We start from the raw sequence: 22,517 nt of genomic DNA, 5'->3' as shown, positions 1-22,517 counted from the left end.
TGTTCTTTTTCCGTAGTAATTTGCGCTTTAATTCTTTTATAGAATTAAAAATCGGAAGTTATCATGTAAAATAGTCCCGTATATAAAAAGGGGGTTCGTATGCCCTTTTATGAAATCGAAATTTATTGCTGAAAGGAAGTTTTTCCGTTGAAGCTGTTTTCTAAAAACATGAAGCGCATCACTGCAGCCGTGCTTTCCGCCCTGCTGCTCTGTGCCGCACCGCTCAGCTACGCCGACGATACCGTAGCCGATATGGAAGCCAAGCAAACCGAGCTCGCCAACAAAAAGGCCGACCTCGAAAACAAAATCTCCTCTCTGGAGTCTCAGGAAGCCGATAAAACCGAATACCTTACCCTGCTCTCCGAAAAAATTGATACCATCAAGGAGCAGATCGATACCGCAAACAGTGACATCACCGTGCTGAACACCAGCATTAAAAAGCTCGAAAAAGAGCTCAGCGATTCCGCAGATCAGATCTCCGATACCATGGAGCTTCTGAAAAAGCGTCTCGCCGTACTGTACTCCGCCGGCTGCACCGTCGGCACACTGGAGATTCTCTTCAATTCCGAAAGCCTGCATGATTTCTCCATGCGCGCAGAGGCCGTCTCCACCATCACCCGCCACGATAAGCAGCTCATCGATACGGTTGCAGCGTACATGAACGAGACAAAAGCACAGCGCGAAGAGCTTGAAAAGGAAAAGACCGCGCTCGCCGATGCCAAAAAGCTGTATGAATCAAGCGAAGAGGAATTAAAGCAGCTTGAAAGCGACAACACCGCCCTGCTCGAGCAGATCCGCTCCGATAAGAGCAGTGCCGAGACCGAGCTTTCCCGTACCGAGGAAGAAGAATACGTGCTCGCAAACATGATGGCGGCAAAGATTGCCGAAATGCAGCAGCAGATGGCACAGGCAAAAGCTACGCCCACCCCGACCCCGGTACCGACCGTAGAGCCCACACCTACGCCGACCCCGGTGCCTGAAGAAGAAGTGGACGATAACGGCAACGTTATGCCTACCCCGACACCGACCCCGGTGCCGACCGTAAAGCCGACCCCCACCCCGACCCCGGTGCCGCAGCCGTCTTATGACGATGACTATTCCGGTGAAAGCTTTGCATGGCCTGTTCCGGGCTGGACCGGCGTCAGCTGTGCATTCGGCAACGGTCACTACGGCATGGATATCCCCGCAAGCCGCGGCACGCCGATCGTGGCATCCCGCTCCGGTACGGTCATGACCGCAAACGGCTCCGATGATTGGGGCTATTCCTGGGGCTACTACGTCTCCATTTACCACGACAGCACCTATTCCACCCTGTACGCACACATGAGCGCCGTCGCCGTCAGCGAGGGCCAGTGGGTCAACAAGGGCGATGTCATCGGCTATGTCGGCGATACCGGCTATTCCTTCGGTGACCACTGCCACTTTGAGGTCTACCAAAACGGCACCCGTGTAGACCCGTCCCAGTTCGTATAATTTTCATCAATAAATCAAGCGCCGAGCTTTCATGGAAGCCCGGCGCTTTTGTTTTCTCTATAATTTCTGCCATCACGCAGGGCAAAGAGCTCGGCGTATACCTGTATATCTACACCGGCGGCGAGCCGCTCGTGCGTGTTCATCCACTATTCCGATTCCAACATTCGCGAAAAAACATTGCTCGAAGTCCTGCAGTCGCCGCTCTTCATGGCGTACCACGATGGCCAGCCGTTCAACGAGAACCACCTGCGCCCGTGCCCCATGCTGGAAAACCCGGAGCTGCTGCGCGAGATGATTGCGAAGGTCGGCGGTTTTCCTTTTTATAAACGTCCTAAGACACTTCACTGCCCAAAGTGCAGTTTCACAAATTCCAAAGGGATTTATCTTGTTGAAAAAAGGACTTTGCAAAACGCAAAGTCCTTTTTTCTGGCTGGGCTGGCGGGATTCGAACCCACGAGGTGACGGAGTCAAAGTCCGTTGCCTTACCGCTTGGCGACAGCCCAATATTCGATACCCCAAGAGTATAGCATATTTCAGGCCGTTAGTCAAACGTTTTAAGCAAAGAAAAGCCGCGCGCAACAGGTTTTCCTTCTGCGCACGGCTCCATATCCTTCTTTGAAATTATTCCGCTTTCAGCGTGTAGCGCTTGTACGGGCGGTCTGCAATGCCGCCGGAGATTGCCATCGTAGATTCCGTCTCCAGCGTGAGCGCGTCACCCTCAAATGTGAAGATCATTCGTCTGCCGCCTGCGGATTCCGCACAGCGAACTTCGAGCTCAAAGCGCTTGTCACTGCGCCAGCGACCCACAGCGCCGTAGGTACGGCCGCCGAGCGTAAAGCTCGTGAAGTGGCTCTGAAGGCCGATCTCCGCCGTAAATTCGCCGTTATCCTGCTCGAAAACGAGATTTGCTTTTTCGGGCGCAAATTCAAAGCGCAGCGTCTTTGTCACACCGCCCTGCGGGGCCACAATCCACACACCGCCGATGAAATCGACAAGCCCCGGAACTTCCTCCGTAAACGCGAATTTCTTACCCTCAATCTCTTTTTCGGACCACGGGTTGCGGGAAGACAGCATCGGCGTGATCTCCGCTTTTTCCAAACGCTTCTTCAAAACGTGCGCCATGGGGCTTTCCGGCAGCGTCTCCTCGTCCGTGATGGCCGGCAGCAGCGCCTCCCACGCGCAGGTCAGCTGCTCCTGCTGATTAGAGGAAGAACTCTGCAAAATGAGCACGGTGTCTTTGTCCTCAAACACCACGCCGTACTGGCCGAACGCGCCGTCCGCGCGGAACACATGCTCCGGCACGCAGCGCCAGAACTGGAAGCCGTAACCACAGCGCCAGTCGGGGTTATCCGCATTATTCGCCGGACTGATCGTCGAGACCTGATTTGCGCTCGCCATGTCGAACCATTCGGCGTTTAAAAGCTGCTTGCCCTCCCACTTGCCGTGCCGGGAAACAAACAAAATAAAGCGCGCCATGTCTTCGGTCTTCAGGCGGCTGCCCGCGCCGCCCATTTCAATGCCGTCCGGCAGGCGGAAGCACTCAATATTCTCCATGCCGAGCGGCTCAAAAAGACGCGGCGTAAGGTACTCGAACAGATTCTCACCCGTGCGGCGCTTCAGCGCGGCGCACAGCATGTTCGTGCCGGCGGTGTTGTACATAAAGCACGTGCCGGGCTTATATTTAAATTCGTGCGAAAGGAAATTCTTAATCCAATCCGGCTCGTTCACGTCGAACGTATTGATCTCCGTCTCGTGGCCGCAGGACATCGTGAGCAGATCGCGCACCGTGCAGGCAAGCAGATTTTCGCTCGGGTTTTCCGGCATCTTGTCCGGGAACAGCTCGCTCAAGCGATCGTCAAGAGACAGCGCTCCCTCCTGGCACGCAAAGCCGATGGCCGTGGAGGTCAGCGCCTTTGTAAAGGAGAACATCATGTGCGGCGACGCCGGGTTATACGGCTTCCACCAGCCCTCTGCGCACACCTTGCCGTGGCGCAGCAGCATCATGCTATGCAGCTCAAGCCCTCTGCTTTCCGCAAGGTCAATAAAGTTGAGGATGCCCTCAGAGCGGATACCCACGCTTTCCGGTGTGACTCTTTCCAATATCATAAATAAAACCACCTTCCGTTTAATTTTTTAATCATAGCACATCCGCCTGCCCGTTTCCAGTAAAAAGAAAATTCCCCCCGTAAAATTCACTGTCAGAAATTTAGTGAACTTGTCACGTTCTGAAAGCCGTGCTATAATTTACCCGAAAAAGGCGGCTGCTCGGGCCGCGAAAGGAGAAAACTATGCTTTTAGATAAAGCGTCTTCAAAAGGCAAATTTGCGCTGAAAATTCTTGCCGTGTTTTTGATTTGTGCCGCGGATATGCTTTTCGCCGCATGGGTCATATACGCCGAAAAACAAAAAGGCACGCTGCTCTCCGTGCGGGCGGCTTCCTCGCACCTGCCGCAGCTCTTTGCGCAAAATCTGCTCACGTCCGCCGTGCCCGCTTTTCTTGTTTTCCTCGCGCTCGTTTTCTGCAAAAAGCGCTTTGTGCAGGCGATGCAGCTGACCGTCCCCAAAGGCAAAACAAGAAAAATCGCTGTTTTGTTGCTGTTTCTCCTGCTTATCGTCACGGCCGCAGCACTGATCGTAAAGCCGGATAAAATCACCGTGCTGTACAGCCTATTCTACTACACCGTTTTCATCGCGTTTTGTGAGGAATTCGTCGTGCGCGGCGTATGCGTGGGGCTTTTGCGGGACGAGCCCGCCGCCGTTCGCTACCTCGTGCCAAACATTCTCTTTGCCGCCATGCACGTGTTCGCCTATGCGGATTTCGGAGCGATCACCGCGTCTTACCTTGTGCGTTTTGTATGCTCACAAATGGCGGGGCTTGTCGCCATGGGCTGCCTTTTCCAATACCTCAAAGAAAAATCCGGCTCCCTGTGGATCCCCGTCCTCGTGCACGCCGTTTTAGATTACACAGCCGTGTTCGGCTTCTAAAAATTCCCCGCAGCTTCACGTCGGAAAATTCGCGAAGCTGCGGGGTATTTTTTACGAAAACACCTTTTCCGTGTTCTGCACGCGCAGGAACAGCGTTAGAATCATGCCGAGCATCATCAGGCCCGCCATGGCAAAATATAAGATGCGGATACTCGTGTTTTCCACCAGAATGCCGCCGAGGTTCTGCATCAAAATGGCACTCATCGCGTCCGTAGCGCTGATAACGCCCAGCGCCGTGGAAACGGAACGCACCTGCACAACGCCGCGCACGATCTTCAATAAGATCATCCCGAACAGCGTAGAACCGATCGCACGCAAAACCAGCATGGTCGCAACCGCAACAAACGCGTTCGGCGCCGTGGCGTACAGCAAAAACTGCGCCACCATAATAGCAAACGCCAAAAGCATCAGCGTGCGTCCCGAAAAGCGATCCATAAATTTGTACGAAAACAAAATGACAGGCAGCTCAACAATCGTACTGAAAAACAGCACTGTGCCCACCGCACCCGTCGGCATGCCGAGCTCCTGCAATAAAATGGGGCTGTATGTCATGTTGAGATTTGAGCAGCCCGAAAAAATAAACCCGATGATGACGAACAAAATGTACATCGGCGCACAGAGAAATGAAAACTGCTTGCCCGCCGCAGCCTTTGCCGCTTCCGTATCCGTAAACGAAATGTCATCCGTGCCGAGGAAACCCACAATGGCCAGCACCGCCGAAACGGAGACCGAAACAAAAATCAGCTGCGGACTCGTAAATTCCATCATGGCGCAGGCCACCTGTACGGCCGCCGCATAACCGAACGTGCCCCAAATACGAATGGTGCCGTAACGGTACTTCGTCGAGGTTGCCATGCGCTCGCTCACCGGCGAAAGCGATGAGATAAATCCCATGATGCAGCCGTTTAAAAGGAACAGCAGCATCGTTTCGCGCACCAGCGCAAACAGAATGCCGAACACCGCCACGCACGCCATCATCACCGTACAGATAAGCCGCGGCTTTCGCAGCTTATCATTGATATACCCCACGATCGGGATCAGCACCACGCCGAACAAGCTCGAAGCCGACATGATGAAGGACATCTCCGCTTTCGATTTGCCGATGCCCGTCAGATACATAGACAGCACCGAGGTAAACACGCCCAAGCTCCAGTAAAAGAAGAAATAGGTCAGGGCATACGCCGGGTAACTGCCACGAAACGTTCGCTTGCTTTTTTCCATCTCAATCCAACCGCCTTCCCAAAATTAAGGGCGCACGCCGCACACAATGTGCAGCCCTTCCCCTCAAGGCTTATTTACGTCCATCATACCAAATCCCCCGTTGCGTTTCAAGCTTTTTGCGCACGGAAAAGCTTTTATTTTTGCAAAGCGGTAAAGAAGTACACCGGGCGAAAAAACGAAGCAGGATACGGTGCAGCCCTTTGAAAATGAGTGTAAAATAAGCAATCATGTTCCACTTTAACTACGAGGCGATGTTTGGGAGCACTCCCGTTTTTTCCTTTTCCGACGTGACAGAATAAGCGTTTCATAAAAGTGTCAGAAAAATCTTTTTCACCCCATGTGACTCAACTGTCGGTCGGTTGCTTGTGCAGGTGGACTATGGTATGCTAAAGAAAAGTCCTAAGGGGAGGAAAATTTATGAATTTATCAAAAATAGGACAGTTTATCAGCCGGCGCAGGATGGCCATGGGTCTTACACAGGCTCAACTGGCCGAACGATTGAATGTAACCGATAAAGCGGTCTCTAAGTGGGAACGCGGCAAAAGCCTGCCCGACGTGACGCTTTTCAGCCGTGTGGCTGCGGAGCTGCGCGTCAGCGTTGTGGAGCTTCTCAGCGGCGAACTCATGAACGTGGTTCGCAGCAGCAATCTGGACGAGGCCGTCGATTGGGATGGAAAAGCAGCTCAGGCCACACCTCTCACCTTACGCCGGGACGATCCTGCGGATTTACTGGTTTCGCCCTACTTGTTCGGCTGCAATCTGGAGCACACTCGCTCCTGTATCTATACCGGCCTATCCGCCCAGATGGTTCGCAATCGGAAGTTCGCCGGGAAGCCCACGGCTTGCGAGGGCTGCGCCATAGAATGGTTTCCCTTGGGGGAACGTGGCGTGTTTGCCTTGGATGAACCCTACACCCGCCACGGAGAAGGCTACCACATGAAGCGGACCCTCGAATGTAATTCCGTCGGTATCTTCAACCCCTACTGCGAGGAAGCTGTCGGCATGGGTCAGCATGGCATCACAATATCCCAAGGGCAGCCGTATCTGTTCGGAATGGTGGTTAAAACCCAAGAATCGGTGAAATTTACGGTTTCATTGACAGATCGAACCGGAAAGAACGTCTACTGCCACACCACATCTGTAGGTGGCGGCGACGATTGGACCCGTTTAGAGGTGGAGCTCACCCCGCAGGCCGCTGACTCTGATGCCGACCTGCGAATCTGCTGGGAGAATGCGGGTTATGTCTGCGTAGGAGCCATTTCTTTGCTGCCCAAGGATCACTTCCACGGAATGCGCCGCGATGTGGTGGAAGCCATGAAGGATTTGGGCATCAAGGTGCTGCGCTGGCCGGGCGGCAATTTTGCTGGGGAATTCAACTGGATGGACGGTCTTTTGCCGGCGGATATGCGTGCGCCGTTCCAGTCTTATTTGGGTCTGGAGACTCAACCTCACACCATGGGCTACGATTTCAGCGAGATGAATACCGACGACTTTATCGCCCTGTGTCGAGAAATCGGTGCCGAGCCGTTTATCACCATCAACCCCTGTTGGAACACCCCCGATGAGAACGCCGCTTGGGTGGAATACTGCAACGGCGATGTCTCAACCCCCTACGGAAAACTCCGAGCCAATCGGGGTCATCAAGAGCCTTACAATGTGCAGTTTTGGTCATTGGGTAACGAATTCGGCTATGGTCACATGGAGGGCGACAACACTCCTGCCGGGTACTGTCAGATCGCGCTGGAGAATGGCAAAAAAATGCTGGAGGCCTCACCCGGTCTCAGCCTGTGCTCCTCGGGACCCTATCCTAACAAGGAATGGGCAGAATTTTCAGCCAAGCCGCTTGCCGGGATTTCTCAGATGATTTCCCAGCACTATTATGGCTACGACCCCCATTACACCGACCTTTCCACCGTAGAGGAGGAATATAACCGGTGCATGGCTTCTGTCTCCCGGATGCGGGAGCTGATTCACCAGTCCCGGCAGTGGCTGGAGCCTTCTATACGCATTTCCATGGACGAGTGGAATGTGTGGTATGCCTGGTACCGTCCTTCCAGTGTTACCGACGGTATTTATGCGGCGCTGGTTCTGCACATGTTGATGGAAGAAGCGGAAAAAAGCGGGATAGCCCTTGCGTGTCACTTTCAGGCAATCAACGAGGGAATGCTGTGTGTGAAACCGGATCACGTGAGCTTGACAGCGCAAGGACAAGTGTTCTCCTGGATGAATCGCTGGCACATGGGTAATCGTCTGTGCTCCGCGTCTCAAGAAGCCGTTATTACCGTGGATCGAGAGGGTCGGGTGTCCGCCACGGTGGTGAACGCCGCATTTCACCGCAAAAAGCCGGTGGACTTCTCTTCCTTTGGACCTTGCAGCGAGGCGGTGCTCTTCTCCAGTGACACCGTGTTGCCTCCCTCCTCATTTACCCAGTCAAACGTTCTGGACCAAGCTGCGGGCGGAACCTTGCAAATGCCGCCGCACAGCGTTTTGTTCTTGCGCTTTTAAGAAGCAGGTTTTTATTCGAACGGTCGGGAAATACGGGCAAAACGGTCGGGCTGTGAAGTGTTTTCGGACTTGAACTGCGGCGAGGATGTTTCATGTTGTATCGCTTTTTTCTTGACGCAAGGGTGCTTTGCCGTTATAATGAGAAAAAGTGAAATTTGAAGGAGGGCACCACGATGGCAGACATTCGGGCATTTCATGCCATGCGGTACACAAAATCGGCGGGAGAAGCGAAAGAACTGACCTGTCCGCCGTATGACATCATCAGTGAAGCGGAGCGCGCGGCGTTTTTGGAAAGAAACCCGCACAACGTCATACGCCTGGAGCTGCCGCGCGGCGAAGAACCGTATAAGACCGCCGGCAAGACGTTGCACACGTGGCTTTCCGACGGCACTTTGCGCTGTGACAAGGACGCAGGTCTTTATATCTACGAGGAAGAATTCAAAACCGACGTAGACCATGGCGAGGTGCGCAGCCTAAAGGGCATCGTGTGCCTTGTGCGCGTGGAGGATTTTTCCGCGGGCGTTGTGCTGCCGCACGAAGAGACGCTCTCTAAGGCGAAAAAGGACCGTTTTGAGTTGATGAAGGCGACGAACTGCAACTTCAGCTTGATTTACTCTTTGTATCAGGACGAAAAGGGCGAGACGCAAAAGCGCATCGACCGCCTTTCCGCCGGCACGCCGTACTGCGAATTTTCAGACGGACTTGTCACACACCGCCTGTGGATTGTGAATGACAAGCAGGCGCTTGAAGCGTTCCGCGCCGATTTTGCGCCGCGCAAATTGTACATTGCGGACGGGCATCACCGCTATGAAACCGCAATTCATTACCGCGATTACTGCCGCGAAAACGCCGTTTGGGCGCCGGGCAGCGAATTCGTCATGATGACGCTCGTCGATATGGCACATCCGGGGCTTGTGGTGTTCCCAACGCACCGCCTTGTGCGCGGCATTGAGGGCTTTTCCGCCGAAAAGGTACTTGAAAACTGCGGGGAATACTTTCAAATCGAGACGCTTGCGGACAAAAGCGAGATTGAGCCGCGCATGAAAAATGCGTACGATGCCGGGCAAAAGGCGTTCGTATTCGTGTATAAAAACGGGGACAGAATGAACTACGCGCTGCTGATTTTGAAAGACGCGGCGGTTATGGAAGCATTTATGCCCGAAAAGAGCGAGGCCTCGCGCGGGCTGGATGTCAGCGTTTTGCACACGCTCATTTTGGAGCGCGCCCTCGGGATTGATCGCGAAAATATGGCGAGTCAGAAAAACTTGACGTATACGCGCGATTTGAACGAAGCGCTTTCCACGGTTGAAAGCGACGAGATGCAGTGTGCATTTATTTTGAACCCCACGCGCGTGGAGGAGATCGGCGCGGTAGCGGCTGCGGGCGAAAAGATGCCGCAAAAGTCCACGTATTTTTACCCGAAGCTTATCACAGGGCTTGTAATGAACAATTTGGAAACGCCTGTGGAAGATTAAAATTTATTTTTAATAAGTCAAGCGCCGTGCTTTCATTCAAGCATGACGCTTGATTTTATATATCAACACAGAAAACATTCCTTTTCAAACCATGCCGCTTTTCACGTCAAAGCAGATGCCGGACGCACCACTGTGTATTTCCGTAAAACTTTGTAACATGTATAATTCCCCGCATTTCTCAAATACTACCCATACCGAAACTTTGAAAACAAGGGAGATTTGAGATATGAAGGCAACCGGTATCGTCAGACGTATGGATGATCTCGGGCGAGTGGTGGTGCCGAAAGAGCTGCGCCGCACCATGAAGATCAGCGAGGGCACGCCGCTTGAAATTTTCATCGACAAAGACGGCAGCATCATCTTCCGCAAATACTCGCCCGTGGGAGAACTGAACGAAAGCGCCAAAAACATGGCGGAGTGCATCTCGGCAGCAAGCGGCATCGGCACCGCCGTGTGCGACCGCGACCGCATCATCGCAACGGCAGGCATCCCGAAAAAGGATTTGCTGGATAAGCCCGTCTCCAAGCAATTGGATGAGCTGATGCGCCGCAAAAAAGCATTCATCTCCTCCGGCGAGGACACCGTTTTGGCGGCGGAGGGCGGGCTGCGCACCGCAAACGCAGCGTTCCCCATCTCCTGTGCGGGCGATTTGTGCGGCATGTTCCTGCTCATTAAAGACGAAGACGCAAAGCCCGGCGAAACGCAGGAGCATTTGCGGCTCGGCAAGCTCGCGTCCGATTTTTTAAGCCGCGAAACAGTCGAGTAACATGGAAAGAGTCGCTGAAAGCTCTTGATCCAACTTTTTTCAAAGAAGTTGAAACCGAACTTCTCATTCGGTTGTAGTTTCCAAAGGCAGCGCCTTTGGTCGAACTCCGCAGAAAGCGAAATCTATTTGCCGACTGATATAATTTATCCTCTCCCGGCTACGCCGGGAGAGGATTTCTCTATAATATGAAAAAAGTGTTGTGAGGTTCGTTAGCCCGCTGTATTTCTCCCTCAGTCAGCTTCGCTGACTGCTCCCTCATCGGAAGAAGTCTGCTATATATTTCTCAAATCCTGCCGAATTCTATCCTTTTCAAAAGGAATTTGAAAGCTTATTGCAAAAAAACATTTTCAGAATATACAACATGCATAAACTTCAAATACGCAAAATAGAATATCTGTATAAATTGCAATTCGCCATTGCAATATCTGGCAATATGATATATAATTAAAGAGCAATCTCAAATTGAAATTGTAAATTATACATATAAGGGGTGTTTTTCCATGAACACATATCCGGCTAAGAACATCATCAACGTTGCTATGGCAGGCCATTCCGGCGCCGGCAAGACCTCCCTCGCGGAAGCTATGCTTTATCTTGCAGGCGCATCCGATCGTCGCGGTAAAGTAGGCGAGGGCAACACGGTCTGTGATTCCGACCCGGAGGAGATCCGCCGCAAGACGTCTGTCTCCACGGCCGTGGCACCGTTTGAATGGAAAAATAAAAAGATCAACCTGCTGGACACCCCAGGTCTTTTCGACTTCCAGGGCGGTCTGTATGAAGCCGCACGCGCGGCAGAATCCGTTGTCATCGTGCTTGCAGGCAAGAGCGGCGTTTCCGTCGGTACGGAAAAGGCTTTTGCAGCAGCGGAAAAGCGCGGCCTGTCTAAGATTTTCTTCGTAAACGGCCTGTGCGATGAAGGCTCCGACTTCTATAAAGTGTTCGAAGATTTAAAGGCGAGCTTCGGCCCGTCCGTCTGCCCGATTGTTGTGCCGTATTTTGAGGACGGCAAGGCAGATAAATATATCAATATGTTGGAATATAAGGCGTACGATTACTCCGGCGGCAAGCCTGTGCAGGTAGATATGCCGAACATGGGCGCCCGTCTTGAGGGTCTGCGTACCGCCATTTACGAGGCCGTCGCCGAAACGAGCGACGAGCTGTTCGAGAAATATTTCTCCGGCGAAGAATTCACGCCGGAAGAGGTTATCGTCGGTGTTTCCCAGGGTGTTAAAAGCGGCACCATTTCGCCCGTATTCTGCGGCGACGCTATGCTTATGCGCGGCATGGAGCAGTTTATGGACGGCCTTTGCTGGCTCGCCCCGAGCGCGGCGGATAAGGGCGCGGAAATCGGCGTAGACGTAGACGGCAACCCCGTTGAGATTGCCGTTAAGGAAGATGCCGCCACGGCTGCCATCGTCTTCAAGACCGTTGCAGACCCGTTCATCGGCAAACTTTCCTACGTAAAGGTGCTCTCCGGCAAAATCTCCACAGAGACCCCGCTCATCAACATGCGCACCGGAAACACGGAGCGCGTCGGCAAAACCGTCATGATGTGCGGCAAAAAGCAGGAAGATGTAAAAGCCATCACTGCGGGCGATATCGGCGCCATCCCGAAGCTTGCCGGCGTCAACACGGGCGATACGCTTTGCGCACCCGCACGCAAGGTCACACTGGACGGCATCGCATACCCCACCCCGGAGATGCGCATGGCCATCATCCCGAAGAATAAGGGCGACGAAGATAAGGTCGCGCAGGGCATCATGCGTCTTGCGGAAGAAGACCCGACGATTCGTTTTGAAAATAACGCAGAAACCAAAGAAATGGTCATCAGCGGCATGGGCGAACAGCACCTCGATGTCATCGTCTCCAAGCTGAAGACGAAGTTCGGCGTAGATGTCACGCTGCGCAGCCCGCGCGTCCCGTACCGCGAGACGATCCGCAAGACTGTTTCCGTACAAGGCAGACATAAGAAGCAGACCGGCGGCCACGGCCAGTTCGGTGATGTGTGGATCGAATTCTCCCCCTGCGATGCAGACGGCTTGGAGTTTGCAGAGCGCGTTGTCGGCGGCGCAGTGCCGAAGGGCTTCTTCCCCGCCGTTGAAAAGGGTCTGCGCGAGTGCATCGCAAGAGGTCCTCTCGCCGGTTATCCGGTCGTCGGTCTCAAGGCGACGCTGTATGACGGCTCCTATCACCCCGTAGACTCCAGCGAAATGGCGTTTAAGACCGCTGCTTCCATTGCCTATAAAAACGGCATGCCGCAGGCGAACCCCGTTCTGCTTGAGCCCATCGGCGAATTGAAGGCTACCGTGCCGGACGCTAACATGGGCGATATCATGGGCGAAGTCAACAAGCGCCGCGGCCGCGTGCTGGGCATGTCCCCGGCAGAAACCGTCGGCTATCAGACCGTAGACGCCGAAGTGCCGATGGCCGAAATGTACGATTTCAGCACCTATGTGCGCCAGGTCACGCAGGGCAGGGGCAGCTTCACGTTTGATTTCGTGCGCTACGAAGAAGCCCCGCAGAATGTTGCGCAGAAGGTTATTGAGGCCGCGAAAGCCAACGGCGAGATTGACTGAATAAAGCCATGACAAAAAAGAGACAAAAGATACTATCAATCTTGATGTAATTCTCTTTAAATGCAGCAATAGCATACGTATGGTGCGTAATCCATTCTAATTTCACGAATAAAGCTAAGGCACAACCTACGGATTTTCCTCCGTAAGTTGTGCCTTTTTCTCAACTGTATCGTTCAAATACTTCTTTACATAGAGTTAACCGCGTTCCGCCTCAAAATTGAAGCAGAACGCGGTTGCTTACTCTACACTGATTTTCAAAGGTGCCTGCATCTCTTTCCAGTCACCGTCACTCTTCGCCTTTGGAATTTTGCTTAGAGTGATAACCATGTGCCTTTCTCTGCGGACTCTACAATAGCATCCAGCAGGTGCTGGTTTGCCTGTCCATCCTTAATATTGGCAGCAAGACCATCACCGGTGCCATTCACAATGTCTGCAAAGGACTGCATCTGATCGGAGAAATACTGCTGCGGAATAGGCAGATGGTTGAAAACATGGGCATCGGCATTGATGTCTCCGGAGCAGACTTCAATTTCGTCAATTCCGGCAGGTGTGGCATCCAAGCTGTAGACAATGGCACCCTCACTACCGTAAATCTCCATACGCTGATAGTTACCGCGGCCATAAGCAAATCGGGTAATCTGGAAGCTGACAGAAATCTCATCTTCCATATCCGCCATGTAGTTGCTGAAATCGTCCACATCTACTTTTCCGACACCTTTGCCGTCCAGCAACGGACGCTCGTGTACGTAAGTACCGGTATGTCCCACAACACGTGTATATTCTTTGTTCGTCACAAATCGTACCAAATCCAAGGCATGGCTTCCCAGATCTCCCAGAGCACCTGTACCCGTTCTGCTCTTGACATAGCGCCACACTAAGGGGCAGTTGGCACGGGGCAATCCCCACGCCTGAAAATACTGCATATTCACGTGATAGACACGCCCGATTTTGCCCTGTGCAATCAGATCCTTGGCGTAGCGGGCAGCAGCCTTGAATCGGTAGGAGAAGCACACCATATTCTTGACATTCTTCTCCTGAGCTGCCTTGGCCAGTATGTCTGCTTCCTCTGCGGTCAGGGTGATGGGCTTTTCCAGGTTAAACGGCTTGCCGGCTTCCACGGCAGCCATTGCCACCTTGAAGTGGGCGTCATTAGAGGTGCAGATATCCACTGCATCGACAATGTCACAGTTAACCAAATCTCGATAATCCGTAAAACGGTACTGCGGAGGAATCCCATACTTCTCGCCAACGGCTTCGAGCTTTTTCTCATCAATATCGCAGATGGCCACCAAGGTCAAATCGGGACTCTTGGCAATACCGGGCTCGTGCACGCCGCCCCAGATGGCTCCTACGCCTACAGATCCTACGCGAATAACTTTCTTTTCCATGTTGATTACAACTCCTTTAAATTAAGTTATAAATTAAATAAAATTAATTTATTTTTTCCAGAATCATTGCAGAGAAGGGAGGAACTTCCACCACGGTGGCATTCTGAGCCCCTTCAAAGGCCTTTTCACTTAACAAATCGCGGACGTAATTTCCCGACAACGTGTAGTTTTGGGAACAATCTGTGTTGTTGATTACCGTCACCAGAAGCTCTTCCTGCAATTGGCGTTCCATAACAAACAAATTTCCCTGAGAACGGAATCTAACGGTTCCCTCCTGCAGTGCTTTTCTGGTTTTTCGCAACCGCATCAGCTTCTGATAGTGCGTCCGCAAATCCGTATTCCAATGAGATTCCTCCCAGTCGAACGCCTTACGGCAATCCGGGTCGTTCTCACCCGTCATACCAATTTCCGTGCCATAGTATGTGCAGGGCATACCCACAAAGGTGAACAGGAAAGTCGCCGCGTTTTTCAACCGCGCCGTATTCCCTCCGCTGACCGTAAGGAAACGGGCAGTGTCGTGGCTGTCCAGCAGATTGAGCATAGAGTCATTGGCCGCATCGGAATAGCGCATCAAATTTTCCGTGAGAATCTCCTGAAAACGCTGAGGAGCCACTGCGCTCTTGGCAAAGTACTCCACTGCCGCGCGCTGAACACCATAGTTCATCACGCCATCGTACTGATCCCCCTGAAGCCACGCTTCCGAATTGCGCCAGAACTCTCCGATAATCAGTGCGTCGGGATTGATCCCCCGAACGGTCTCCCGAAACTCTCTCCAGAAATGGGAGTCCACCTCGGTAGCTACATCCAGTCTCCAACCGTCAATACCCATGCGGGTCCACTTGGCCGCGGCTCCCAGAAGATATTCCTTCGCCTGAGGATTTTCCGTGTTCCACTTGGGCATACAAGCCGTTCTCAACCGTTTTTCAGGTAAATCTTTCAAACCGGGGTGCCTGGGGGCATAGGGGGTGTCTCCGAAAGAATCAAAATTCAAAGGATCAAAGCTCACCGGAAATTCCCGAATGTAAAACCAATCCCGGAAAGGGGATTCCTCTCCGTGCTCCACCACATCTTGGAACTGTCTAAAACCTCCGCCACAATGGTTGAACACGCCGTCTAAAATCACTCGGATGCCACGCTTATGCGCCTGATTGATCAGCTCCACCAAATCGGACTCATCACCAAAATGAGGATCGATGCGCGTATAGTCCACGGTGTCATACTTGTGGTTGGAAGTGGCTTCAAAAATCGGGGTCAAATACAGGGCGTTCACTCCCAATTCTTCCAAATAGGAAAGCTTTTGGGTAATACCCGGCAAATCTCCGCCCATAAAAATCTGTCTGTCCGGTGCGGTGCCCCAAGGCGCCACATTCTCCGGAGAAAGCTTAGGGTTTCCGTTGCAAAAGCGCTCCGGAAAAATCTGATAGAACACCGCACTGTTAACCCAAGATGGCTTTTTATGAATGTCAATGCGGTTAATAAACGGAAAATGGAAGTTAACAAAGGCTGAAGATTCATCCTCGTCTATGTTGACCAGTTCCGGCTTTGCGAAACCGCTGTCCCCATACAGCCACTGTTCGTCCCCCTTTTCCAACAGGAAATAGTAGGCAACGCGAGGGTCATCTACCGGATACACATAAGAATAGTAATCAAACAGCTCGTCTGAACCTTCCACCTCCATGGGAACTTCCTTGCGGGTGTGCCAGAGGTATTTATTTCCAATGACCAAAGTCACTCGGTCCAAATCGCCCTTCCCTGCACGCAAACGAACCTTGAACTTTTCATAGGAAATGGGAAACGCATAATTGCTGACCGGATTGTGAAATATTGCCTCTCGATTCATGGAATCACTCCTTTACAACAGAATTTTAATCTGATCGGATTCTGCCAGCCGCGTGAACACACAGTCATTTCCGAAGGTACGCTCCGGCAGCAAGATCATTACATTGACGCTCTGGGAATCCACGACAAACTGGCGGCCGTGAAGCACACCGGGATTCAGCCGGACAAAGGTACCCCGGGGAACACGGAACGCCTCAATGGACGCAGGATTCACCTGAAAACCGGAAGGTCCCACAAATATATCAATGTCACCGTCCAGAGGAAGAATTCCCTCGCTGGTAAATCCATGGTATTCCACAGCGGTGATGATTCTCTCACACCGGGACACCCGTGCCACGCATACCGAAGCCTGCATTCTTTCATCTAAACGGAGTGTCGTCAGGTCCGGGATGAAGATATTATCCGCTCCGGCCATAGCATCCATCTGCTTGATATGGAGCAAATCCACAAAATCTCCATAGGGACGAAACGACTCCCGATCCAACGGTTTTGAAACAATCTCTCTCATGGCAATTTTTCCTTTCTAAGATTACAGGCTATACACGCCCTGTTCGTCCGCATCATCAAAAATCATTCCCAGATAACGGGCGGCTTCCCGCAGCACCTTTTTGTAGTTTCCGTAAATTCCACCCACATGATGGATATAAGGCCCAAACATCAGCTTCTCTTCCCACATCTTCCAGTTGTTCGTTTCGAACCACACATAGGTTCCGTTGGTTTCGGGTCCGTCTACTCCTTTGCCCTCACCGCCAAACAGATAGTACTTTCCGTCCATATCGTCGAAACGGCATACCGTAATGGGGCCCTTTTTCAGTTCAAACCGTTCCTGTCCCTGGACAAGTCGGGCAACACTGGAAGAATCCTTCAAGGAATACGGGAAGGGACCGCAATGCCACAGCAGCTCCGCGTTGTCGTTCTGCGGATGGCGAATGGTCAAATCCGCAAGGAAACAGGCCTCTTTGCCCAAGGTGACCGCCTGCAACATCGCCATGGTCACCGCTCCGTTGACATCCGTCTCACAGGAAACCGGCAATCCTTCATCAGACAACTCGCCCAAAGCCATGCAGACGGGTGCGCCTAAAATTGTAACCGCGCTCCAACACTCCATCGCTCCGGCTGCACAGTGCTTTTCCTCCATCAGATCCTGAATGGCCAGTTTAGCTGCTGCGGCTCGCTCCACCGCCTCTTCCTTCATACCGGAAGCATCCATACGTTGCTTTACATTCGCCACGTAGTCTTGTAATCTGGGAGAATTTTCACCGATCAACTGATCCATGCGGGCTGCCACTGTGTTCGGAGATATCGGCACCACAGTCACACCCAATTTGGTCGCCAAATCTCCCTCATTGGCCGTCACACTCATAAACGGTTCCGGTCTTGCTCCAAACTTGGCGATTCGCAGATTTTTCACCGCCTTTATAACGGACACCACACGGATAAAGCTGTCAAAGCCATTGCGGAAATCCTCGCTTTCGGTCTCACAGTTCCAAATATAACTATACTGCACTCCGAACCGGCGCATCACCTTGGTGCAGGCAAACATGCCGCACTGCGTATCTCTTCCTCGGCTTTCGTCGGTGTTAGGCCGCTCATCTCGAGCACCCCATACCAAGGTGGGTACCTTCATCGCCGCCGCTACGCCTGCGGCACACTGCTCTTCACCAAAATCGCAATGGGGGGTAAACAGCGCGTCAATCTTTGCCCGGCGGAATTTTTCCACCACCTGCGTTATTTTTTCCGTTTCGAACAGTATTCCGTTTTCGCATATATCATCAATATCCACCAGAGTGACCACATCCGGATGAATGCCGCGAATGACGGCCATAAACTTTTCCTTTTGCCGCTTGGCCTCCTCCATGCTCAAAAAGCCGCGCTTAGTAGGCGCTACGCCCACCACAATGTTCTGCTTTTTCATATCTGCAACTTCCTCCTGTAAAATTCTACACGCTGATCAATTTCCGTATAGTCGATTTCCCCGGTGCGCAAAAAGCGCTGCACCGTATTCCAATCGGGAATGCCGGCTCTGCCACCAATTCTGGTACACTTGATGCAAGAAACTCCCGTGGCAAGCCGAGCGGCTTCTTTGGAAGAAAGCCCGCGCAGCAATCCTACGGTATATGCGCCGTGGAACACATCTCCGGCCCCCACTGTATCCTGCACATCCACTGCAAAGGAGGGCATCTGAAAAAAGCCATCCTCCTCGCTGTACCCTATGCAGCCTTTTGCTCCTAATGTGAACACCACAATAGAAGGGCCCATTTTTTGGACCTCCCGGCAATTTGCTTCAAAGGCCTCCTCCCTTCCCCGGAAAAGCACCTTATAGAAGAATTCCGAAGCAATAAAAACGTCGATGATGCCGATATTCTCCATCATTTCCGATGAGTAGGAATCGGCGTCCACGATGATTTTGGCTCCCGCTTTCTTTGCCCGCTTGGCTGATTCCATTGCCACATGTGTGGCATGAGAGATAAAAAACCACTGACACCCCGTCAGAATTCGTTCCTCTATCTCCTCCAACGTAAGGGGATTTGCCGTGCCGGATCGGTACACGATACTCCGTCCCTGCGTCTCGCGGTCGCTGAGCACTATGGAAAGAGATGTCGTTTCTCCTTGGCGCGTTTTCATTCCGGATATGTCAATTCCATGACGTTCAAAATCCCGTAAGCAAAACTCGCCGTAGTCATCGCTTCCCACCGCACCTATCATGGCGCATTTAGCTCCCAATCTGGCTGCCGCCACCATGCCGGTAGCCACTTTTCCTCCGCCCTGCCAGCTCATAGCGTTTACCCCGGTTCCTCCGTTTGGCTTGGGAAACACATCCACATTCACTGCCAGGTCTACACAGGGCATGTCATAGCCCGCTATTTCAAATTCTTTTGACACCACTCTTCCTAAACCCTCCTTTGCGTTAAGTTAACTAAAATGTAAACTTATTCGGATTAAGCAAACGCATTTTACCACGTACAAAATCTATAGCGTTTTCGGAAGTCTCCATCATCAGTCGGAACATGTCCCCGTTCTTTTCAGCCGGATCCCCATGCTGTACCACACCGTGATAGCAAGCCCGAAAATACTCAGTGGCTATGTTGAACTTGCTCATACCCAGGCGCACACTCTCCTGCAACTGCTCGGGAGGAATATCCGAACACCCATGCAGTACCAGCGGAATGGGCAGAGCGCTGCGCAAAGAAGCAATACGATCAAAGTCCAGATTCGGGGTTTGCACGTAGGCACCGTGCGCATTGCCCACAGCCACCGCCAGAGATCCGCAACCCGTGCATTTCACAAATTCCACAGCCTGCTTTACGTCGGTGTAATGATCGCTGTTGACGATGTCATCCAGATTGGCTCCCGAGCCCACATGACCCAGTTCGGCCTCTACGTCTACGCCAAACACCGCTGCTGTTTTCACAACCGCTGCTGTCAGCGCCATATTTTCCTCATACGGCAACGCTGAGCCGTCCACCATCACAGACGGAAAGCCATCCCGCACGCCGCTCACTGCTATTTCATAGCCGGCAGAATGATCCAGATGTACTCCGATGGGCACTGAAGATTTTTCTGCAAAATCTTTGGCGATAGCCGCCACATGTTTTAAGGCGATGTACTTGTCGAAGCCGGGATAAAACTGGATAATCACCGGAATTCGCTCCCGATTGGCCGCCTCAGCCACCCACTTAATCGTCTCGTAGTTGAACACGTTCACAGCAGCTACTCCATAACCGTTTTCCGTAGCGTGGCGCAGCAGCTCATTTACTTTAACCAATGGCATTCTCTTTTCTCTCCTCTCAGTTTGTTGTCTCCGTATTGAAGAACAGTGTGTAATGGGGTAAGCCCTCCATAAAGCGTCTGCTGGCTCGGTCAATCACATCGTAGTCCTCCTTACTGAATTGCCAGCCGGCGGCTTTCAAATTCTCCTGAGCCTGTCTTCCGTTTTTCGCTCCGACAATCGGTGCCGTAATCCCTTGGGTTTGCAGCAGCCAAGCAATGGCGCCTTGGGCCGGTGTTTTGCCATATTTCGCACTGATCTGTGACAGCACGTCCGTCACTTCCAGACACCTATCGTAGTTTTCCGGCTGGAACAGGGCCGCTCGAGCGCGTCCGTCCGTGAACACTGCGCCTTTTTGGTACTTTCCCGTCAGCAATCCCTGAGCCAGCGTGCTGTAAGGAATCACCGAAATCTCCTGCTTTCGGCTAAACTCCAGCAAGGCTTCATCGTATCTCCACAGCAGGCTGTAGCAGGGCTGAATCACATCTACCTGTCCAAATCGCATAGCCGCCTTCATCTCTTCCAGAGAGAAGTTAGACAACCCGATCGCTCGAATTTTGCCGGCCTTTTTCAGTTCTTCCATGGTCTCCATTCTTTCCTGAATGGTAACCTCTTCCTCCGCTACCGGATAGTGTAAAAAGTAAACGTCCAAGTAATCGGTACCCAAGCGCTGAAGGCTGTCTTCGCAGGCTTTAATCATCTTATCGTGGGACATAGAGGGCTTGAACACCTTGGAGATGATTCGCACCTTGTCCCTGCCAATCCGGCGGGCAGCCTCGCCCACCACTCGCTCGGAACGGCCATCGCCATAAATCTCGGCCGTGTCAAAGGTATTCACACCATTCTCATAGGATACTTCCAACGCCTCCAAAGAGCTTTTGTCCTCTGTTGCGCCAAAATAATCTCCTCCCATGGCCCAGCAACCCAGAATGAGCTCCGAGACCAGTACATCACTTTTCCCAAGTTTCTTATATTCCATTTTAAAATTCCTTTCTCAAATATGCTGTCTATGTTTTGGCAAAATTCCGGTTAGCCGTCTCGATCCTGTTTCGGTGAGACATGATAGTACTGCTTGTACGCTCTGGAAAAGGTATACACGCTTTCATAGCCGACCAGTTCTGCCACTTCCTTTATTTTGATTGCGGGATCTTCTTCCATCAACCGCTTGGCCTCTCGCATTCGGACGGACAGAACATATTCCGAAAAGCTTTGATGAAGCTGCTCTTTAAACACACGGCTAAAGTAGCTGTAACTCATGGAAACCATCTCGGCCACTTCGTCCATGCTGATATCGCGGTTGAAATTCTTCTGCACATACTGCTTTGCTATGGAAAGAATATGGGCATACTTGTTTGTAGCGGTCTGCACAGCCGCCTCCATCTGCTTCAAAACCTTCTGCAGGTATTCTTGCATTTCATTTAAACCAGCAAATCTGCTAAAGTGGGGAAACGCTTCCAATTCCAGATGATACGCAGAAGCCATCTCCTGAACCTGCGACTCCCAATACACATAAAATCGTCGAATCTCCTTAGGAAAGGGCTGCTCCTGAAAAAAATCCCGACAGAAGATTTTTTGAAGCAACTGATAAAGCTCAGCAAAATTTCTGCTCTGAAAGGCCGAATGAATCCGGGCTTGAAACCGCGGAAACCGGCTTTGCTCCGTAGCCGCTTGAGCAGAGGAAAACCGAAGGTCGAACGGCTCCAGCATACGGTAGGCCATGGTGTACCGTGCCTCTTTATAAAACACAGGATACTCCTCCAAACGCGTAAACGGTTGACTCACGGCAAAACAGGGCCGTCCCGCCCCCTGCCTGACACAGGACTCCTGACACGTTTCAATGTACGCTTTTACAATGTCCTCCCGGCTGCTTTCGGTATTCAACAGCACAACTGCGTCTTGCGTTACGTTGCGAAAAAAGAATGCCGCCACATCCTCCGACGATTCCTCGGCAAAGACTTCCTCAGCCCGGAAACCGTCTTCTCCTTCCCCGCCAAAAGGCCATGCAACCCAGAACACCGGATGGGGAAATTCCACCGGGGGCTTGCCGGTTTTACCCGCGAGTAAGCCGTTGAGCCAGTTTTCCAGTGCCTCCCGGTCGTTGCCGTTTCGGAGAGATTGCGCCTTCCGGCGGCGAAGATTCTCCTGACACTTGAGCAGCACTTCCTGAATTTGCACCAGCTTTACGGGCTTGAGCAGATAATCCACCACTCCGCTGCGGAGAGCACTCCGCATATACTCGTAATCGTCATGGCCGCTCAGAATCACCACCTGAATCTCCGGGAAAGCCTCGTTTACCTTGTCCGCCAGCTCCAGACCCGTCTGATAGGGCATTCGAATGTCGCTGATCAATATATCAACGGACTTTTCCTGCAAAATCCCCCACGCCTCTTGGGCCGAGTGGGCTATCAGTGTCTCTTGAATTCCTAACTGGTTTTCCCTGTCAATCATCTCTATCTTTCGTCGCATGGCTGTGCACAAAAGGGGATCATCATCCACTATCATCACTGTAAGCATCTGCATC

At 52.2% G+C, this 22,517-nt stretch carries 16 protein-coding genes, 1 tRNA gene and 1 pseudogene; 7 read left to right on the top strand and 11 right to left on the bottom strand.

What is annotated here, in order from left to right; all coding sequences use genetic code 11:
• The first annotated feature begins 147 nt into the window (after nucleotides 1-147).
• Together R2K26_RS14750 and R2K26_RS15520 are read left to right on the top strand one after the other, a co-directional pair.
• Nucleotides 148-1,473 carry a peptidoglycan DD-metalloendopeptidase family protein gene (locus R2K26_RS14750; protein WP_316523314.1) on the top strand — a complete coding sequence of 442 codons (1,326 nt, stop codon included), beginning with the start codon at nucleotides 148-150 and terminating at the stop codon, nucleotides 1,471-1,473.
• A gap of 132 nt (nucleotides 1,474-1,605) precedes the next feature.
• A pseudogene (locus tag R2K26_RS15520) lies at nucleotides 1,606-1,935 on the top strand (hypothetical protein); the annotation flags it as partial.
• Here R2K26_RS15520 and R2K26_RS14740 read toward each other — a convergent pair.
• Nucleotides 1,901-1,976 (bottom strand) — tRNA-Gln (locus R2K26_RS14740). The pseudogene R2K26_RS15520 and the gene R2K26_RS14740 sit on opposite strands and share 35 nt — an antisense overlap.
• Nucleotides 1,977-2,094: 118 nt before the next feature.
• Nucleotides 2,095-3,579, bottom strand: coding sequence for a serine hydrolase (locus R2K26_RS14735; protein ID WP_316523313.1), 1,485 nt, complete (start codon nucleotides 3,577-3,579; stop codon nucleotides 2,095-2,097).
• A 182-nt stretch (nucleotides 3,580-3,761) separates the two neighbouring features.
• Between R2K26_RS14735 and R2K26_RS14730 the strand changes: the two genes are divergently transcribed.
• Nucleotides 3,762-4,457: a CPBP family intramembrane glutamic endopeptidase gene (locus tag R2K26_RS14730; RefSeq protein ID WP_316523312.1), complete on the top strand. Its 696-nt coding sequence runs from the start codon at nucleotides 3,762-3,764 to the stop codon at nucleotides 4,455-4,457.
• 51 nt (nucleotides 4,458-4,508) lie between these two features.
• Here R2K26_RS14730 and R2K26_RS14725 read toward each other — a convergent pair whose 3' ends face one another.
• A complete protein-coding gene (locus tag R2K26_RS14725) occupies nucleotides 4,509-5,678 on the bottom strand; it encodes an MFS transporter (RefSeq protein WP_316523311.1) in 1,170 nt (389 codons plus the stop codon).
• A 417-nt stretch (nucleotides 5,679-6,095) separates the two neighbouring features.
• On the opposite strand from R2K26_RS14725, the gene R2K26_RS14720 reads away from it, so the two are divergent.
• From R2K26_RS14720 to R2K26_RS14705, 4 genes are all read left to right on the top strand, one after another.
• Entirely contained in the window at nucleotides 6,096-8,183 is a 2,088-nt protein-coding gene (locus tag R2K26_RS14720) for a helix-turn-helix domain-containing protein (RefSeq protein ID WP_316523310.1), read from the top strand.
• A 173-nt stretch (nucleotides 8,184-8,356) separates the two neighbouring features.
• Nucleotides 8,357-9,658, top strand: coding sequence for a DUF1015 domain-containing protein (locus R2K26_RS14715; protein ID WP_316523309.1), 1,302 nt, complete (start codon nucleotides 8,357-8,359; stop codon nucleotides 9,656-9,658).
• 226 nt (nucleotides 9,659-9,884) lie between these two features.
• Entirely contained in the window at nucleotides 9,885-10,424 is a 540-nt protein-coding gene (locus tag R2K26_RS14710) for a stage V sporulation T C-terminal domain-containing protein (protein WP_177717085.1), read from the top strand.
• Nucleotides 10,425-10,924: 500 nt separating this feature from the next.
• Entirely contained in the window at nucleotides 10,925-13,000 is a 2,076-nt protein-coding gene (locus tag R2K26_RS14705; RefSeq protein WP_316523308.1) for an elongation factor G, read from the top strand.
• 311 nt (nucleotides 13,001-13,311) lie between these two features.
• Here the strand turns inward: R2K26_RS14705 and R2K26_RS14700 are convergent, their stop codons facing one another.
• The 8 genes from R2K26_RS14700 to R2K26_RS14665 are packed head-to-tail and all read right to left on the bottom strand — an operon-like array spanning nucleotide 13,312 to nucleotide 22,510.
• Nucleotides 13,312-14,388 (bottom strand): Gfo/Idh/MocA family protein, encoded by a 1,077-nt coding sequence (locus R2K26_RS14700; protein WP_177717080.1) that lies wholly within the window; start codon nucleotides 14,386-14,388, stop codon nucleotides 13,312-13,314.
• Nucleotides 14,389-14,431: 43 nt separating this feature from the next.
• The gene (locus R2K26_RS14695; RefSeq protein ID WP_316523307.1) at nucleotides 14,432-16,228 is read right to left on the bottom strand and encodes a glycoside hydrolase family 13 protein; all 1,797 of its coding nucleotides are present in this window, start codon (nucleotides 16,226-16,228) and stop codon (nucleotides 14,432-14,434) included.
• A gap of 12 nt (nucleotides 16,229-16,240) precedes the next feature.
• Entirely contained in the window at nucleotides 16,241-16,735 is a 495-nt protein-coding gene (locus R2K26_RS14690) for an ureidoglycolate lyase (RefSeq protein WP_316523306.1), read from the bottom strand.
• Between the two features lie 21 nt (nucleotides 16,736-16,756).
• The gene (locus R2K26_RS14685; RefSeq protein WP_316523305.1) at nucleotides 16,757-18,142 is read right to left on the bottom strand and encodes a fucose isomerase; all 1,386 of its coding nucleotides are present in this window, start codon (nucleotides 18,140-18,142) and stop codon (nucleotides 16,757-16,759) included.
• Nucleotides 18,139-19,113, bottom strand: coding sequence for a carbohydrate kinase family protein (locus tag R2K26_RS14680; protein ID WP_316523304.1), 975 nt, complete (start codon nucleotides 19,111-19,113; stop codon nucleotides 18,139-18,141). The genes R2K26_RS14685 and R2K26_RS14680 overlap by 4 nt, the downstream gene beginning before the upstream one ends.
• A 31-nt stretch (nucleotides 19,114-19,144) precedes the next feature.
• Nucleotides 19,145-19,999: a class II fructose-bisphosphate aldolase gene (locus tag R2K26_RS14675; RefSeq protein WP_316523303.1), complete on the bottom strand. Its 855-nt coding sequence runs from the start codon at nucleotides 19,997-19,999 to the stop codon at nucleotides 19,145-19,147.
• A 16-nt stretch (nucleotides 20,000-20,015) separates the two neighbouring features.
• The gene (locus tag R2K26_RS14670; RefSeq protein ID WP_308449944.1) at nucleotides 20,016-20,975 is read right to left on the bottom strand and encodes an aldo/keto reductase; all 960 of its coding nucleotides are present in this window, start codon (nucleotides 20,973-20,975) and stop codon (nucleotides 20,016-20,018) included.
• Nucleotides 20,976-21,025: 50 nt separating this feature from the next.
• Nucleotides 21,026-22,510 (bottom strand): response regulator, encoded by a 1,485-nt coding sequence (locus tag R2K26_RS14665; RefSeq protein ID WP_316523302.1) that lies wholly within the window; start codon nucleotides 22,508-22,510, stop codon nucleotides 21,026-21,028.
• Between the last annotated feature and the right edge of the window lie 7 nt (nucleotides 22,511-22,517).

It is taken from the genome of Neglectibacter sp. CSJ-5, assembly GCF_032490475.1.
GTDB lineage: Bacteria > Bacillota > Clostridia > Oscillospirales > Acutalibacteraceae > Hominenteromicrobium > Hominenteromicrobium mulieris.
The sequence above is the reverse complement of the archived record's forward strand: the minus strand, read 5'-3'. Positions and strand labels throughout refer to the sequence as shown.